This window comes from Streptomyces sp. 8K308 (assembly GCF_004348315.1).
Lineage (GTDB): Bacteria > Actinomycetota > Actinomycetes > Streptomycetales > Streptomycetaceae > Streptomyces.
The window spans coordinates 15,315-29,328 of sequence record NZ_SMKC01000054.1; the positions used below are offsets into that span (position 1 = coordinate 15,315).

General features: G+C 73.0%; 13 protein-coding genes. 5 read left to right on the forward strand and 8 right to left on the reverse strand.

The window, feature by feature from the left end:
* Positions 1-3: 3 nt before the first annotated feature.
* The gene (locus E1265_RS11080; protein ID WP_132930103.1) at positions 4-1,167 is read left to right on the forward strand and encodes a 4-hydroxybenzoate 3-monooxygenase; all 1,164 of its coding nucleotides are present in this window, start codon (positions 4-6) and stop codon (positions 1,165-1,167) included.
* Between the two features lie 10 nt (positions 1,168-1,177).
* On the opposite strand, the gene E1265_RS11085 is transcribed toward E1265_RS11080, so the two are convergent.
* The 3 genes from E1265_RS11085 to E1265_RS11095 all read right to left on the reverse strand — a co-directional run bounded on the left by E1265_RS11085 (position 1,178) and on the right by E1265_RS11095 (position 4,308).
* Positions 1,178-1,960: an ABC transporter permease gene (locus E1265_RS11085; RefSeq protein ID WP_132930104.1), complete on the reverse strand. Its 783-nt coding sequence runs from the start codon at positions 1,958-1,960 to the stop codon at positions 1,178-1,180.
* On the reverse strand, positions 1,957-2,946 hold the full coding sequence (locus tag E1265_RS11090; protein WP_243740690.1) for an ABC transporter ATP-binding protein: 990 nt from the start codon (positions 2,944-2,946) through the stop codon (positions 1,957-1,959). The genes E1265_RS11085 and E1265_RS11090 overlap by 4 nt, the downstream gene beginning before the upstream one ends.
* Positions 2,947-3,042: 96 nt before the next feature.
* Positions 3,043-4,308 carry an erythromycin esterase family protein gene (locus E1265_RS11095; RefSeq protein WP_132930106.1) on the reverse strand — a complete coding sequence of 422 codons (1,266 nt, stop codon included), beginning with the start codon at positions 4,306-4,308 and terminating at the stop codon, positions 3,043-3,045.
* A 141-nt stretch (positions 4,309-4,449) separates the two neighbouring features.
* Between E1265_RS11095 and E1265_RS11100 the strand changes: the two genes are divergently transcribed.
* A complete protein-coding gene (locus E1265_RS11100) occupies positions 4,450-5,202 on the forward strand; it encodes a TioE family transcriptional regulator (protein WP_132930107.1) in 753 nt (250 codons plus the stop codon).
* Here the strand turns inward: E1265_RS11100 and E1265_RS11105 are convergent.
* Entirely contained in the window at positions 5,141-6,028 is an 888-nt protein-coding gene (locus E1265_RS11105; protein ID WP_132930108.1) for a helix-turn-helix transcriptional regulator, read from the reverse strand. The two genes, E1265_RS11100 and E1265_RS11105, sit on opposite strands and share 62 nt — an antisense overlap.
* A 156-nt stretch (positions 6,029-6,184) precedes the next feature.
* Here E1265_RS11105 and E1265_RS11110 point away from each other — a divergent pair, with 156 nt between their 5' ends.
* Together E1265_RS11110 and E1265_RS11115 are read left to right on the forward strand one after the other, a co-directional pair.
* Complete coding sequence (locus E1265_RS11110; protein ID WP_132930109.1) at positions 6,185-7,147, forward strand: MBL fold metallo-hydrolase; 963 nt, start codon at positions 6,185-6,187, stop codon at positions 7,145-7,147.
* A 38-nt stretch (positions 7,148-7,185) separates the two neighbouring features.
* Positions 7,186-8,571 carry a carboxylesterase family protein gene (locus E1265_RS11115; RefSeq protein ID WP_243740693.1) on the forward strand — a complete coding sequence of 462 codons (1,386 nt, stop codon included), beginning with the start codon at positions 7,186-7,188 and terminating at the stop codon, positions 8,569-8,571.
* A 35-nt stretch (positions 8,572-8,606) separates the two neighbouring features.
* On the opposite strand, the gene E1265_RS11120 is transcribed toward E1265_RS11115, so the two are convergent.
* Complete coding sequence (locus E1265_RS11120) at positions 8,607-9,587, reverse strand: hydroxyacid dehydrogenase (protein WP_132930117.1); 981 nt, start codon at positions 9,585-9,587, stop codon at positions 8,607-8,609.
* A gap of 210 nt (positions 9,588-9,797) precedes the next feature.
* Here E1265_RS11120 and E1265_RS11125 point away from each other — a divergent pair, with 210 nt between their 5' ends.
* The gene (locus E1265_RS11125; RefSeq protein WP_243740691.1) at positions 9,798-10,820 is read left to right on the forward strand and encodes a LacI family DNA-binding transcriptional regulator; all 1,023 of its coding nucleotides are present in this window, start codon (positions 9,798-9,800) and stop codon (positions 10,818-10,820) included.
* A gap of 8 nt (positions 10,821-10,828) precedes the next feature.
* Here E1265_RS11125 and E1265_RS11130 read toward each other — a convergent pair whose 3' ends face one another.
* The 3 genes from E1265_RS11130 to E1265_RS11140 all read right to left on the reverse strand — a co-directional run.
* A complete protein-coding gene (locus E1265_RS11130) occupies positions 10,829-11,785 on the reverse strand; it encodes a carbohydrate ABC transporter permease (RefSeq protein WP_132930112.1) in 957 nt (318 codons plus the stop codon).
* A complete protein-coding gene (locus tag E1265_RS11135) occupies positions 11,782-12,741 on the reverse strand; it encodes a sugar ABC transporter permease (protein ID WP_132930113.1) in 960 nt (319 codons plus the stop codon). Before E1265_RS11135 ends, E1265_RS11130 begins: the two co-directional genes overlap by 4 nt.
* Positions 12,742-12,787: 46 nt before the next feature.
* On the reverse strand, positions 12,788-14,014 hold a 1,227-nt coding region (locus E1265_RS11140; RefSeq protein WP_132930114.1), incomplete at its 5' end, for an extracellular solute-binding protein.

The following is a 14,014-nucleotide window of genomic DNA, read 5'->3' on the forward strand; positions in this document are numbered from 1 at the left end:
GCCGTGCACACCACCGTGGCCATCGTGGGCGCCGGGCCCGCCGGGCTGCTGCTCGCCCGCCTGCTGCACGCCCGGGGCGTCGACTGCGTGGTGCTCGAGAGCCGGGACCGCGGCCACGTGGAGCGCAGGCAGCGCGCCGGGATGCTGGAGCAGGGCACCGTCGACGCGCTGCGCGACTGCGGCGCCGGCGCGCGCATGGACCGCGAGGGTCTGGTGCACGACGGCATCGAGCTGCGCTTCGACGGCCGCTCGCACCGCGTCGACTTCCCCGCGCTGACCGGCGGTCGGCGGGTGATGATCTACGCCCAGACCGAGCTCGTCAAGGACCTGATAGCGCTCCAACTCGACTCCGGGCCACCGCTGTTGTTCGAGGCCCCGGTCACCGGGGTGACCGGGGTGGACGGCGGGCGCCCGACCGTCCACTACCAGCGGAACGGCGAACCCGCCACCCTCACCTGCGACTACGTGGTCGGCTGCGACGGCTACCACGGCGTGACCAGGACGGCGTTGCCGGCCGGCGCGCGCCACACCTTCGAACGCGGCCACCCCTACTCCTGGTTCGCGATCCTGGCCGATGTGGCGCCGTCGTGCGACGAGTTGGTCTACGCCCACTCGCCGCGCGGCTTCGCGCTGCACAGCATGCGGTCGCCGCGCGTCAGCCGGCTGTACTTCCAGGTGCCCAACGGCACGGATCCGGCCGCCTGGTCGGACGCGGAGATCTGGGCCGAGCTCGCCGCCCGCCTGGAGACGATCGGCGACTGGCGGCTGCGCACCGGCCCGATCACCGCGCGGGCGGTACTGCCGATGCGCAGCTCGGTCACCGAACCGATGCGCCACGGCCGGCTGTTCCTCGCCGGCGACGCGGCGCACATCGTGCCGCCGACCGGTGCCAAGGGCCTCAACCTGGCGGTCGCCGACGTGGTCGAGCTGGCCGGGGCCTTCGACCGGCTGTTCGCCGACGGCTCACCCGAGTCGCTCGACGCGTACTCCGACACCCGCCTGCGGGCGGTGTGGCGGGCCGAGCACTTCTCCGCCCTCATGACCTCGACCCTCCACCTCGCCCCCGACCAGGACCCGTTCACCACCCGGCTGCAGCTCGCCCAGCTGCACCGCCTCGCCGACTCGCCGCACGCGGCGGCCGAACTCGCCGCGAACTACGCGGGCTAGCTAGGGCCTGTCACTGGCGCGGCTCCCAACGGAACCACCGGCGCACGGCGTACCCCGCGAGCGCCGTCCAGGCCAGTGCCAGCGCCACGGCCCGGCCGACCTCGGCCGCCGTGAGACCACCGAGCCAGCCGCCGGAGACCAGCTCGACCACGCCCGTCAGCGGCAGCATCCGGAAGACGTCCGCCAGCCGGTCGGGCAGGACCTCGAGCGGCACGAAGAGGCCCGAGCCGACCACCGAGACCATGAACAGCGGCATTCCGGTGAGCTGCGCGCTGTCCACCGTGCGCGTCACGCCGGCGGTCGCCGCGGCGAGGCCGGCCAGCAGCACGGCCCCGAGCAGCACCCCGAGCACCATCAGCGCGGGCTGCCGCGGCGCCGACACGTCAAGCAGCAGCGCGCCGGCGGCGACCAGCACCACGCACTGCGCCAGGGCGAGCACGACCGACGGCAACGCCGCCCCGGCCAGGATCTCGAGGTCGGACAGCTCCCCGGTGCGCAGCCGCTTGAGCACCCGCTCCTCACGCCGCGCCACCAGGACCGGCACGAGCCCGAGGTAGACGACCAGCATCAGCACCGTGCCGATCCCGCCGGTCAGCACCGCCTCCATGCGCGTCAGCCCGGTGTCGCCGAGATCCATCTCGCGGCTGGCGGAGTAGGACATCGCCACCATGCCCACCGGCATCAGCAGCGCGACGAAGACGGCGGACCGGCTGCGCAGCAGCAGCGTCAGCTCCGCCCGCCCCACGGCCCGCAGCCGCCGCAGGCTCCCCGCGTCGAACGTGATCCCGCTCATCGACCCGCCGCCTCCTCGACCTCGCGCGCGCCGTCGGCGCCGCGCACCTCACCCGAGCCGTCGGCCCCGGTCTCCTCCTCGCGGCTCCCCTGGGCGACGTTCAGGAAGACCTCCTCCAGCGTGGCGGACCTGGCGTCGAGCTCCGCGAGGGCCACCCCCGCCTCCCGGGCCCACAGCAGCAGGTCGGTCAGCGTCGTCTGGAGGTCCGACGTCCGCAGTTCGACGCGCCGCCCGGTCGCGGTGGCGGCGCCACCCCACCGAGCCAGCGGCAGCCGCTCCGGCGAGACGCCGGCCGGCAGGGCGAACCGGATCCGCGCCGGGTGCCGGTCCATCACCTCGGCCAGGCTGCCGGACACCACGATCCGGCCGTGGCTCATGATCGCCAGCCGGTCGGCCAGCGTCTCGGCCTCCTCCAGGTAGTGCGTGGTCAGCAGCACCGTGACGCCCTCCCCGCGCAGCCGCCGCACCAGTTCCCAGCTCTGCCGCCTGGCCTGTGGGTCGAGGCCGGTGGTCGGCTCGTCGAGGAACAGCACCTCGGGCCGCGCCATCAGGGCGAGCGCGAGGTCGAGCCGGCGCCGTTCGCCGCCGGAGAGCTGCTTGACCCGCACGGCGGCCCGGGCGGAGAGGCCCACCAGGTCCAGTGCCTCGGCCACCGGCCGGGGCGCGGTCGTGCAGCCGGCCCACATACGCGCCGTCTCGGTCACGGTCAGCTCGGAGGGGAAACCGCCCTCCTGGAGCATCACGCCGGTCTTCCGGCGCACCCGGCGGCGTTCGGCGCAGGGGTCGAACCCCAGCACCCTGACCCGCCCCTCGTGGGGCGCGGCCAGCCCCTCGAGCACCTCGACGGTGGACGTCTTGCCGGCTCCGTTCGTCCCCAGCAGGGCGAACACCTCGCCGCGCCGGACCGTGAAGTCCACCCCCCGGACCGCCTCGAAGTCGCCGTAGCGACGGCGCAGTCCCCGCACTTCGATAACGATGTCGTTCATGACAACCAGCCTGGTCGCCGACCGGGACGGTCGCCAGTGCGAACCATCACGGCCTCGGCTGACAAATGTCATCCGGGCCGCGACGGTTCGCGTCCGTCACCGGCCGCGCGGCAGCCCGTCGACGAAGAGGACGCCGTCGGCGCCGGCCAACTCCGCCGGGTCGAGCGGGAAGTAGCCGTGGAGCGGGTCCCCCGCCGGGCGCGGCCTCAGCTCGGCCGCCGGGGCGGGGAGCCGCGCGGTGTCGATCACCAGGCCGGGGGCCGGGTGGGCGGCCAGGAGGCCCTCGACGGTGTCGGGCGGCGGCACGTCGAGGCCGAGGTGCAGGGCGGCGCCGAAGGCCGAGGCCAGGAAGGCGTACTCGGCGCCGAGCCGGCCGGCGAGGAGCGCGCCCGCGCTCCACCACCGCAGCTCGCGACCGTCAAGCGGTCCGGGCCAGTGCAGCGTCATGCGGCTCTCGTCGCGCTTGAGGTGGACGTTGTTGGCGAACACGAGGGTGGGGCCGCGCCGGTCCTCCCGCTCCCGGACGGCGGCGAGGTTCTCGGCCATCCAGGCGTCCCGCAGGCGCACCAGCCGCTCCATCCGGTCCAGGGAGGGGTCGGCCATCGCCATGTGGTAGCGGAGCAGCCAGGTGGCGGTGCGCCCGTGCAGCCGGGCCCGCCACCACTCGTCGGGAGAGCTGGCGGCGGCCAGGCGAGGGGACTGGGCGGCCAGCAGGGTGGTCAGGTCGTCGGCGATCAGCCGCAGTCGCGCCACCTCCGGCGCGGAGCCGACCGAGTGGGCGGGGTCGAGGGCGGCCTGGGGGTCCGACCACCGCTCGTCGGAGCCGAGCAGCCGGTCGATGGTTTCGAGGTCGTGCGCCAGCGTCGCGGGGTCGAGGCGCGCCGCGAGGAAGTCGTGCAGCGCGGTGAGCGCGTGGCGCGGGCTGGCGGCCTCGGAGATCTCCACCGAGCCGTCGAAGCCGTAGAACCGCACCCGGTCCCCCGCTGGTCGGTCCCGGTTGACCTCGCGCAGCCAGGCGAGCAGTTCCCGGTTGGCCGGGGACGTGCCCCAACCGTGGCTGATGCCGCGCTCCAGCGCCTCGTCGAGCGTGCCGGCGCCCTCGGTGACGAACGCGTCCACGAGCAGGCCGGCCTCCGCGTCGCTCTCGATGGCGATCGAGCGGTAGCCGTGGTGCTCGACGAGATGGCGGAACACGTGGTTCCGCAGCCGGGGGAAGATCTCCTGCCCGTGGATGGGCTCCCCGAGCGCCAGCACCCGCGGGGTGGTCGCGCGCGCGGCGAGGAAGCGGGCGACGGCGCTCCCGGCCTCGGTCTCCTCGGCGAAGGTCCAGGCGGCGTCAGTCGACGTCGGATGGGTGTGCATGGCGGTTGTTGTTCCCTTCGACTGCTCCTCCACGTACCGCGGGGCCCCGGTGCTTTCAACCATATCGTTGAACTTTCGGTGTAAGCTTGTGCGGCTTCTCCGGCGTGGGGAGCCGAAAAACCCTCAACCGCGGGAGACCGTATGAGCCGCACGCGACTGCGCCCCGTCGACCTGGCGCGCGAGCACGGCCTGTCGACCCAGGCCGTGCGGAACTACGAGGAGGCGGGCATCCTGCCGCCGGCCGACCGCACGCCGAGCGGCTACCGCGTCTTCACGCCGCTCCACGCCGGCGCCCTGCGGGTGTTCACCGCCCTGGTGCCGGCCCACGGCTACCACCAGGCGACGGCCATCATGCGGGCCGTCAACGAGGGGGCGACCGAGGACGCGCTGGCGCTGATCGACGCCGGCCACGCCCAACTCCTCGACGACCGGCGGACCCTGACCTCCGTCGAGTGCGCGCTCGGCGACCTGGTGGGTCCCGGGGAGCCGGAGCCGGACGAGCAGCGGTCGATGTTCGTCGGGGACCTCGCCCAGCGGCTCGGGGTCAGGCCCGCGACCCTGCGCAAGTGGGAGCGGGCCGGCCTAGTGCGCCCGCGCCGCGAGCCTGGCACCGGCTACCGGGTCTACGGTCCCACCGATGTCCGCGACGCCCAACTGGTCCGCCAACTCCGCCTCGGCGGATACGTGTTCAGCCAGATCGCACCGCTTCTCGACCAGGTGAGGACGGCCGGCGGCGTGGCACCGCTGCGCGGCGCGCTCGACGACTGGCGGGACCGCCTCTCCCGGCGTGGCCTCGCCATGCTCGCCGCGGCCGGGGAACTGCACGACTTCCTCACCGAACACGGCCGGCCCGCGCCGTGGCGGCCGGGGAGGCGTGCCCGCCCAGAAGCCTGAGCGTGTCCAGCGTGTCCGCCGCGGCAGCCCCCTCCTCGGTGGTGGTCAGGACGAGCGCCTGGCCCGGCCGGCGGGCGACCGCGAGGAGCTGCTGGGTGACCCTGAGCTCGCCGACCAGCGGGTGGCGCAGCACGTGCGAGTCGGCCGCGCAGGGCCGGACCCGGTGGTCGCTCCAGAGCGCGACGAATTCGGGGCTGCGCACCGACAGTTCCCCGACCAGGGCGGCCAGCGACGCGTCCTCCGGATGCCTCCCAGCGACCTGCCGCAGGCTGCCCACGACCGCCCTGGCCTTGGATTCCCAGTCCGCGTACAGCTCCCTGGTGTGCGGGTCGAGGAACAGCATCCGGGCCATGTTCGGCCGCTCGACCGGCCGGTCAGGCGCCGAGGGGTCGAGGTGCCCGGCGTACAGGGCGTGCCCCATCGTGTTCCAGGCCAGCACGTCGGTGCGGCGGCCGAGGACGAGGCCCGGCGTGTCCCCGATCGAGCGCAGCAGGTCCCGGGTCAGGGCGTCGACGCGCTCCACCGGCGGGCGCCCGGGGTGCCGGGGGCGCGGCGTGGCGAGCTCCCGCAGGTGCGCGCGCTCGTGCTCGTCGAGCCGCAGGGCGGTGGCGAGCGCATCGAGCACGCCGGCCGACGCGTTGACCGACTGCCCCTGCTCGAGGCGCGTGTAGTAGGAGACGCTGACGCCGGCCAGCTGGGACAGCTCCTCACGGCGCAGCCCCGGCACCCGGCGCCGGCCGGGCAACGCCGGCAGCCCCACGTCTTCGGGCCGCAGCCTGGCCCGCCCCGCCCGTAGGAAGTCACCGAGCCGCACGGAATCCGCCATGCCCTCAACTATGCCGGATCGCCCGCGCGGGAGCCTGCCCCTGCCGTGCCTAGGAAGCACCGGGGGCTGGTTCCGGCCGCGCGCCGAAGCGAGCCTGACGGGGCGGCGCGGGCCGCGTACCAGGAACACCGGCGAACGGACGGGATCGGATCGGCCGTGCATGAAATCGTTCTCGGAGACGTCTCGATCACCAGGGTCGTCGAGTACCACGGGTCGGTCGGGATCCCCCCGAAGACCTTCTTCCCCGAGGCGCCAGCCGCGGCGTGGCGGGAGCACGGGGACTGGCTGGAGCCGGACTTCGTCGACCCCGCCGCGAACGTCTGCGTCAGCGCGATCCAGACCTGGCTGCTGCGCAGCGAGGGCAGGACGATCCTCGTCGACACCGGTGTCGGCAACCACAAGGAGCGCCCGTACGCGCCGGTCTGGAGCCGCCTCGAGACCGACTTCCTCGGGGAGCTGGCCAGGGCGGGCGTCCGTCCCGAGGACGTTGACCTGGTGGTCAACACACACCTCCACGTCGACCACGTCGGCTGGAACACCCGGCTCGACGGCCGGGTGTGGGTGCCGACCTTCCCCAACGCGACCTACCTGATACCGCGGCGGGACTTCGACTTCTGGCACCCCGAGGGAGGCCACGTCCCGAGGCTGGGACGCGGCAACCAGAACGTGTTCGAGGACAGCGTGGCGCCGGTGCACGAGGCGGGGCAGACGGAGCTGTGGGACGAGCAGCACACCATCGACGCGAACCTGCGGCTCGAACTCGCGCCGGGACACACGCCCGGATCCTCCGTGCTGGCCCTGCGGTCGGGCGCCGACCGCGCGCTGTTCGTCGGCGACCTACTGCACTCGCCGCTGCAGTTCGTGGTGCCCGACGCCAACAGCTGCTTCTGCGAGGACCCGGCGGAAGCCAGGGCCACCCGCCGCCGGCTGCTCGGCAGGGCGAGTGACACCAGCGCGCTCGTGCTGCCTGCCCACCTGGGCGGCCACGGCGGGGCGGAGGTCACGCGGGAAGGTGACACCTTCGCCATCAGGGCTTGGGCGCCGTTCGCCCGACTCCGAACCAGCACGACACACGGCGCGACGGAGCGGAAGGAGAACAGGTGTCGGATCTCATCGTGACCACCACCGAGGGCCGCGTCCGCGGCCGACTCGTTGACGTGGGCGGAGGCGACGGAGGAAGAGGCGGCGGAGGCGACGGCGAGGTGCGGCGCTTCCTCGCCGTCCCCTACGCCGCGCCGCCACGCGGCGCCGGCCGGTTCGCGCCGCCCCGCCGCCACGAGCCGTGGTCGGGGGTGCGCGACGCCGTGGCCCCCGGGCCCACCGCGCCGCAGCCGCGCCGGGACGCGTTCGGCGCTCTCGACATGTCACCCTATTTCGGCCCCGGTTGGGTCCCAGGCGACGACCACCTCACGGTGAACGTGTGGGCGCCACGGGACGCCGCGCGCTGCCCGGTGATGGTGTTCACGCACGGCGGTGGCTTCGTCGCCGGCTCGACCAGGGCGCCACTGTACGACGGCACCGCGTTCGCCCGCGACGGCGTGGTCCTGGTGACGCTCAACTACCGGCTCGGCATGGCGGGCTTCCTCGACCTGCCGGGCGCGCCGCGCAACCGCGGCCTGCTCGACGTCGTCGCCGCGCTCGACTGGGTGCGGCGCAACATCGAGGCCTTCGGCGGCGATCCAGGCAACGTCACCCTGTTCGGCCAGTCCGCCGGCGCCACCATCGTCTCTGGAATCCTCGCCACGCCGGCGGCGGTCGGTCTCTTCCGGCGCGCGATCGTGCAGAGCGGCAACGGCCTCGGCGCCTTCTCCTCCGAGCAGGCCGCCCGGGTGACGCGGGCGGCGGCCGCCGCGCTCGGCGTCGCGCCGACGGCTGGGGGCTTCGCTGACGTCCCCGACGAGCGGCTCGTCGAGGTGATGCCCGCGCTCGGCGGCCTCGACCTGCGGACGGCGGACCGGTTCGACCCGCTGGTGGGGCTCAGCCCGTTCAGCCTGGTGCTGGAAAAGCAACCCGCCGAGAGCCTCCTGGCCGCCGACGTCGACCTACTCGTCGGGACCAACGCCGAGGAGGGCAACCTGTACCTGGCGCCGCAGGGGCGGCTGACGACGTCGACCGCCGAGGACGTGCGCGCCACGGCCGCCATGACGCACGCCGCCCCCGACGCGCTGGTCGCGGCCTACCGGAACCGGCGGCCCGGCGCCGGGCACGGTGAGCTGCGCTCGGCAATCCTCGGCGACGCGCTGTTCGGCGCCGGCAGCCGGCGCCTCGTGGCGGCCCACGGCCGGGCCCACGTCTACGAGTTCGGCTGGCGGTCGCCCGCCGTCGACGGCCAGCTCGGCGGGGCGCACGGGGTCGAGCTCCCCTTCGTCTTCGACCGGCTCGGGCTTCCCGCGCTACGCGGCCCTCGGGGACTGCTCGGCCCGGGCGAGGCGCCCGCGTCCCTGGCCGAGGAGACGCACGGGGCGTGGGTGGCGTTCGCGGCCGACGGCGACCCGGGCTGGCCGCCGTTCGGCCGGCAGCGGCGGGTGCGGCGCCTCCGCTGATCACCCGCCGAGGCGCCGCCGAGCGGGAGCAAGCGTCACGCCATCCGGGCCAGATCCGTCGCCCGCACCACGTTGACCAACGGCAACCCGGCGTTGAGCCGCGCCAGTTCGTCCAGCACCACGTCCGCGAGCCGGTGCAGCTCACCGCCCTGGGCGCCCGCCAGGTGTGGGGTGAGCCAGACGTTCTCCAGGGTGTAGAGCGGCGAGTCGGGCGGCAGCACCTCCGGCTCGGTGACGTCGATCACCGCCTCGATCCGCCCCGAGACCAACTCGGCGACCAGCGCGTCCTGTTCGACGAGCGAGCCGCGGGCGGTGTTGACCAGCACCGCGCCGTCGCGCAGCAGCGCGAGCCGGCGCCGGTCGATCATCTCCCGGGTCTCGGGGATCGCGGGGGCGTGCAGGCTCACCAGGTCGCACCCGGCCAGCAGCTCGTCGAGCGGCAACAGCCGCACCCCGAGCTCGCGCCCCTCGGCCTCGGTCAGATAGGGATCGGCGAGCGCGACGTCCAACGAGAAGGGACGCAGCAGCTCGACCACCCGGCGGCCGATGCGCGAGGCGCCGACGAGGCCGACCCGCCGACCGTGGTTGCCCACCCCGGGGAACTCGCGCAGCACGTCGACGAAGGCGCGCCGCTCCCGGTAGCGGGCGGTGGCCGCCCTGACCCGCTTCAGCGCCAGCAGGATCATGGCGAGGGTGTACTCGGCGACGGGCTCCGCGTTGGCGCCGGCGGCGGTGGTGACCGGGATGCCGCGCCGCCAGCACTCGGGCGTCACATGGCCCTTCACCGAGCCCGCCGCGTGCAGCACGGCGCGCAGCCGGGGCGCGGCGTCCAGCGCCGCCTCGTCGAGCACCGGGCTGCCCCAGCCGGTGATCAGCACCTCGGTCTCGGCCAGCACCTCGCGGGCCGCGGGCGAGCGGAACTCGGTGAGCACCGTGGACTCCCGCAGCTCGGCCAGCTTCCGCAGCCGGTCCCACTGCGTGGAGCTGAACAGGCGCCCCGGCAGGTCGGCGGCCATGGCGAGGGCGGCCCTCGGCTGTGGATGCTCCACTAATCCTCCGTTGGTCGAACTGGGCTGATGAAACCGGACACAGAAACCGTTTTCTAATTCTGTGCGGATCGTAGGCGGCTGGAAGAAGGCGAATCAAGGTAACGTTGACTCGTGGCAACGACTGGATCGCAGAAGCCGGTTTCTGGCGCCCCGGGGCGCCGCAGCACCATCCGGGACGTGGCACGGCAGGCCGGCGTCTCGGTGGCGACCGTCTCCCGGGTGCTCGCCGACAACTACCCGGTCACCCACGCGACGCGCGCCAAGGTGCTGCGCGCCGTGCGGCAGCTCGACTACGTCGCCAACGCGCACGCCAAGGCGCTGGCCGGCACCGGGGTCGAGACACTCGCCCTGGTGCTCGACGACATCACCTGGAGTGCCTTCGCGCAGATCGGCGCCGGCGTGGAGCAGGAGGCCGCGCGGCGTGGCCGGCTGTGCCTGGTGTGCACCACGCAGGGCGACCGGCAGCGGGAGTTGACGGTCGTCAACCTCATGCGGGAGCAGCACGCCGCCGCCGTCATCCTCGTGGGCGGCATCCAGTACACCACCGAATACCGCGAGCGGATGAGCAAGTTCGCGCGCTCGCTGGACAGCGTCGGCTCGCGGCTCGTGCTCTGCGGCCGGCCGCCGCTGGCCGACGACCTGCCGGCGACCGTCGTCGAGTACGACAACGAGGGTGGCGCGTACGGCGCCACCGCGCACCTGCTGTCGCTCGGGCACCGTCGGATCCTCTTCGTCGGCGTGCAGGAGGGCCAGTCCACGGCGGACGGCCGGCTCCTCGGCTACCGCAGGGCGCTCGCCGACTACCAGGTGGCGGCCGTTCCCGCGCTCGAGCGCGAGGGCCTCTTCCAACGGGACGCCGGGCTGCGCGCGGTGCGCGAGGCGCTGCGCGAACGGGTCGCGTTCACGGCCGTGTTCGCGGCCACCGACATGGTGGCGCTCGGCGCCCTCGAGGCGCTGCGCGAGGCGGGCCTCCGGGTGCCGGAGGACGTGTCCCTGGTCGGCTACGACGACATCCCGATGGCCAGCGAGCTGACCCCGCGGCTGACCACCGTGCACGTGCCGTACCAGGAGCTCGGGCGCACCGCGGCCCGTCTGGTCCTCGACCGGCGGGAGGGGGTGGGCGGGGCCGAGGACCGGGTGCTGCTCAGCACCCACGTGGTGGTCCGCGGCTCCACCGCTCCCCCGCCGGCGCCGGCCTGAGCCGGCGGTCACTTGAGGGCGCCGAGGGTGACGCCGGTGCGCCAGTAGCGCTGCATCGAGACCATGAAGACCACCAGCGGGATCACCGAGAGCAGGGCCCCGGTCAGCACCAGCGCGGTGAGGTCGACGCCGGCCTCGTCGCGCTTGCTGTTCCAGAAGTACAGGCCGAGGTTGAGGCTCCACTTGTCCTCGCCGCGGAGCATGGTGAGGGGCAGGAAGAATTGGTTCCAGACCTGCACGAAGGAGAGCAGGAAGATCGTCGCGCCGCCGGTCGACATCAGCCGGACCACGATCTGGAAGAAGATCCGCAGCTCGCCGGCGCCGTCGATGCGGGCCGCCTCGATGATCTCCTCGGGCACCGCGCCGTCCGTGTACACCTTGGCCAGGTAGACGGCGAAGGGGCTGATGAACGAGGGGATCAGCACCGCCCACACGGTGTCGACCAAACCGATCCGGGAGAACAGCAGGTAGAGCGGCATCGTCAGCATGGCGTACGGGATCAGGAAGGAGCCGATCACCGCGCCGAGCAGCATCCCGCGTCCCGGGAACTGGAAGCGGGAGAGCGAGTAGCCGGCGGCCAGCGCGATCAGGGTGCTCACCAGGCCGCCGACGCTCGCGTACATCAGCGAGTTGAGCAGCCAGCGCAGGTAAATGCCGTCGTTGTAGGTGAAGACCTGCTCGATGTTCCGGAAGAGGTTGAAGTCGCCGAACCACAGGCCGTTGGTGTAGAGCAGGTCGCGCTGGTCCTTGGTGGCGGAGACCACCAGCCACCAGACCGGGGCGACGGAGTAGAGCACCAGGGCGCCGAGGCCGACCAGCACCAGGATCCGGGAGAGCCTTGACTGCTGGGTGCCGACCGGGAGTTCGTCGCCCGGTTCGGGTGCGCGACGGCTCGGCGCCCGGCGCGGCCGCGGCGTTCGCGTGGGGGTGGGCGCGGTCAGCTGGGTCTGTCCGGTCGCGGTCATGACTGTGGCCTGTTCGTGAACTTGTAGAAGATGAAGGAGATCGCGCCGACGACGAGCGCCAGGATCACCGAGAGCGCGGCCGCGTAGCCGTAGTCGTTGCTGTCGAACGCCTGGTAGTAGATGAGCATGATCGGCGTGTAGCTCTTGGTGACGGTCTCGGGCGCCACCTGCCGGAACAGCAGCGGCTCGTTGAAGATCTGCAGCATCTGGATGATGGCGAGCATGCCGGTGAGCACCAGGGCGCCGCGCACGAACGGCACCTTGATCGACCAGGCGATCCGCAGCTCGCCCGCGCCGTCGACCCGCGCGGCGTCGAACACCTCGCGCGGCACGGCGCGCAGGGCGCCGTAGATGATCAGCATGTTGTAGCCGACGCCGTGCCAGGTCAGCAGATTGCCCATGGAGACCCAGAGCATCTCGGAGGCGTAGAAGTCGGCGTCGACGCCGAGGACGCCGAGGGCGTCGGTGAGCGGGCCGAGCCTGGGGCTGTAGAGGTACATCCACATCAGCGCGGCCACGACGCCCGGGATCATGTATGGCACCAGGAAGGCGAGCCGGAAGCGGTGCGCCGTCCTGGTGGCGATCTGGTCGAGCAGCAGCGCCATGGCGAGGGCCAGGGCGAGCATCAGCGGGATCTGGACGCAGGCGAAGACCAGCACGCGGCCGACCGAGGCCCAGAAGGCGCCGTCATCGAGCGCCCGGGAGAAGTTGTCGAGGCCGACGAAGACCCGCTCCTGGCCGCCGATCCCGAGGCCCGAGCTGCGCTCGCTGAACAGGCTCTCGTAGACCGCGTAGCCGACCGGGATCACGAAGACGAAGAGGAATCCGACGAAGAAGGGGGCGGCGAAGGCCGCGCCCTTGAGCGCGCGGAGCGTGTGCCAGCGGGGCGTCCGGCGGGGGCCGCGGCGCGCGTCCGCGGCCCCTGTCGGCTCCGCCGTGGTGGCGGTGATCGACATCTGGGGTGTGCCTAACGTTGCGTGTGGTGGGTTTCGGCTCGGCGACTCACTCGACGACGTTCACGTTCTGCTGCCTGAGGTCGTTGACCGTCCACTCCTGCATGTGCGTGAGAATCGACTCGACGGTGATCTCACCGTTCATCGCCTTGCCCCACTGGTCGGCCAGCTCCTCGTACATGGCACGGGAGTTGGGGCCGTAGATCCAGCCGTCGGCGTAGGTCGAGGACTGCTCTATGACGGGCACCGCCTCGTCCGAGTACTCGCCGAACAACTCGCGCGGCACCAGCGCGTCGAGGTACGGCTCGGGGTCGGCGACGGCCGGGTACCAGCCGGCCCCCTCGGCCGGATCGGCCATGGCCGTGACCGGCTCGGCCTGGGTGGCCAGCCAGACGGCGGCCTCGACCGCGGCCTCCGGCTCCTCGCACAGGGTCGGCACGAACATGCCCGAGGTGTCGGCGGCGGAGAGCGGCGCCTCCTGGCCGCCGACGGTCAGGTTGGGCGCGGGCTCCCACTCGCCGAGGGTCTCGTCAGCGTTGTTCTGGTGGCCGCTGAGCTGCCAGGTGGACAGCTGCCGCATGGCGATCCGGCCGGCGTCGTACTCCTGCATCATGGCCGGGTACTCGGCGTACGAGATCCGCTCGACCAGATCCTCGTCGAGCAGCCGCTGCATGATCTCGGAGGCGGTGCGGGAGGCCTCGTCGGTGAAGTTGATCCGCCAGGCGTCGCCCTCGATCGAGTACCAGCGGGCGCCGGCCTGCCAGGCCATGTTCATCCAGGTCGAGGGGTCCTCGCCGGCCAGGTTGAAGATGTGGACGCCGTCCTCGCGCAGTTGCTCGCCGACCTCGATGGCCTCCTCCCAGGAGGTCGGGTACTCGAGGCCACGCTCCTCGAAGGTCGGGGCGTGGAACATGGTGAAGACCGGCTGCCGCTGGTTGGGCACGCCGTAGACCACGTCGGCGATGGACAGCGCCTCGATCGCGCCGTCGGCGAACTCGCCGGCGTGCGGCTCCAGGTACTCGCCGATGTCGGCGATGACGCCCTGGGACAGCAGCATGCCGCCCTGCCGGTTGTCGCTCTGCGCCAGACAGGGGGCGCCGGACGGGTCGTCGGCGGCGTGCGCGTTGTTCAGCGCGTTCGACATCTCGGCGGCGGGCACGTTGACCAGCTCGATCTGGACGTCCTCGTGCGCCTCGTTGAACGCCTGGACCGCCACGTCGGCGCCGCCCTTGTCGCTCCACAGCCGCAACGTGACGGGCCCGCCGCCGAGATGTCG

What these genes read in the sequence shown, in the direction of transcription:
- E1265_RS11085 (WP_132930104.1), bottom strand. Translation starts at nt 1,960, where the DNA reads ATGAGCGGGATCACGTTCGACGCGGGGAGCCTGCGGCGGCTGCGGGCC.
- E1265_RS11090 (WP_243740690.1), bottom strand. Translation starts at nt 2,946, where the DNA reads ATGAACGACATCGTTATCGAAGTGCGGGGACTGCGCCGTCGCTACGGC.
- E1265_RS11095 (WP_132930106.1), bottom strand. Translation starts at nt 4,308, where the DNA reads ATGCACACCCATCCGACGTCGACTGACGCCGCCTGGACCTTCGCCGAG.
- E1265_RS11100 (WP_132930107.1), top strand. Translation starts at nt 4,450, where the DNA reads ATGAGCCGCACGCGACTGCGCCCCGTCGACCTGGCGCGCGAGCACGGC.
- E1265_RS11105 (WP_132930108.1), bottom strand. Translation starts at nt 6,028, where the DNA reads ATGGCGGATTCCGTGCGGCTCGGTGACTTCCTACGGGCGGGGCGGGCC.
- E1265_RS11120 (WP_132930117.1), bottom strand. Translation starts at nt 9,587, where the DNA reads ATGGCCGCCGACCTGCCGGGGCGCCTGTTCAGCTCCACGCAGTGGGAC.
- E1265_RS11130 (WP_132930112.1), bottom strand. Translation starts at nt 11,785, where the DNA reads ATGACCGCGACCGGACAGACCCAGCTGACCGCGCCCACCCCCACGCGA.
- E1265_RS11135 (WP_132930113.1), bottom strand. Translation starts at nt 12,741, where the DNA reads ATGTCGATCACCGCCACCACGGCGGAGCCGACAGGGGCCGCGGACGCG.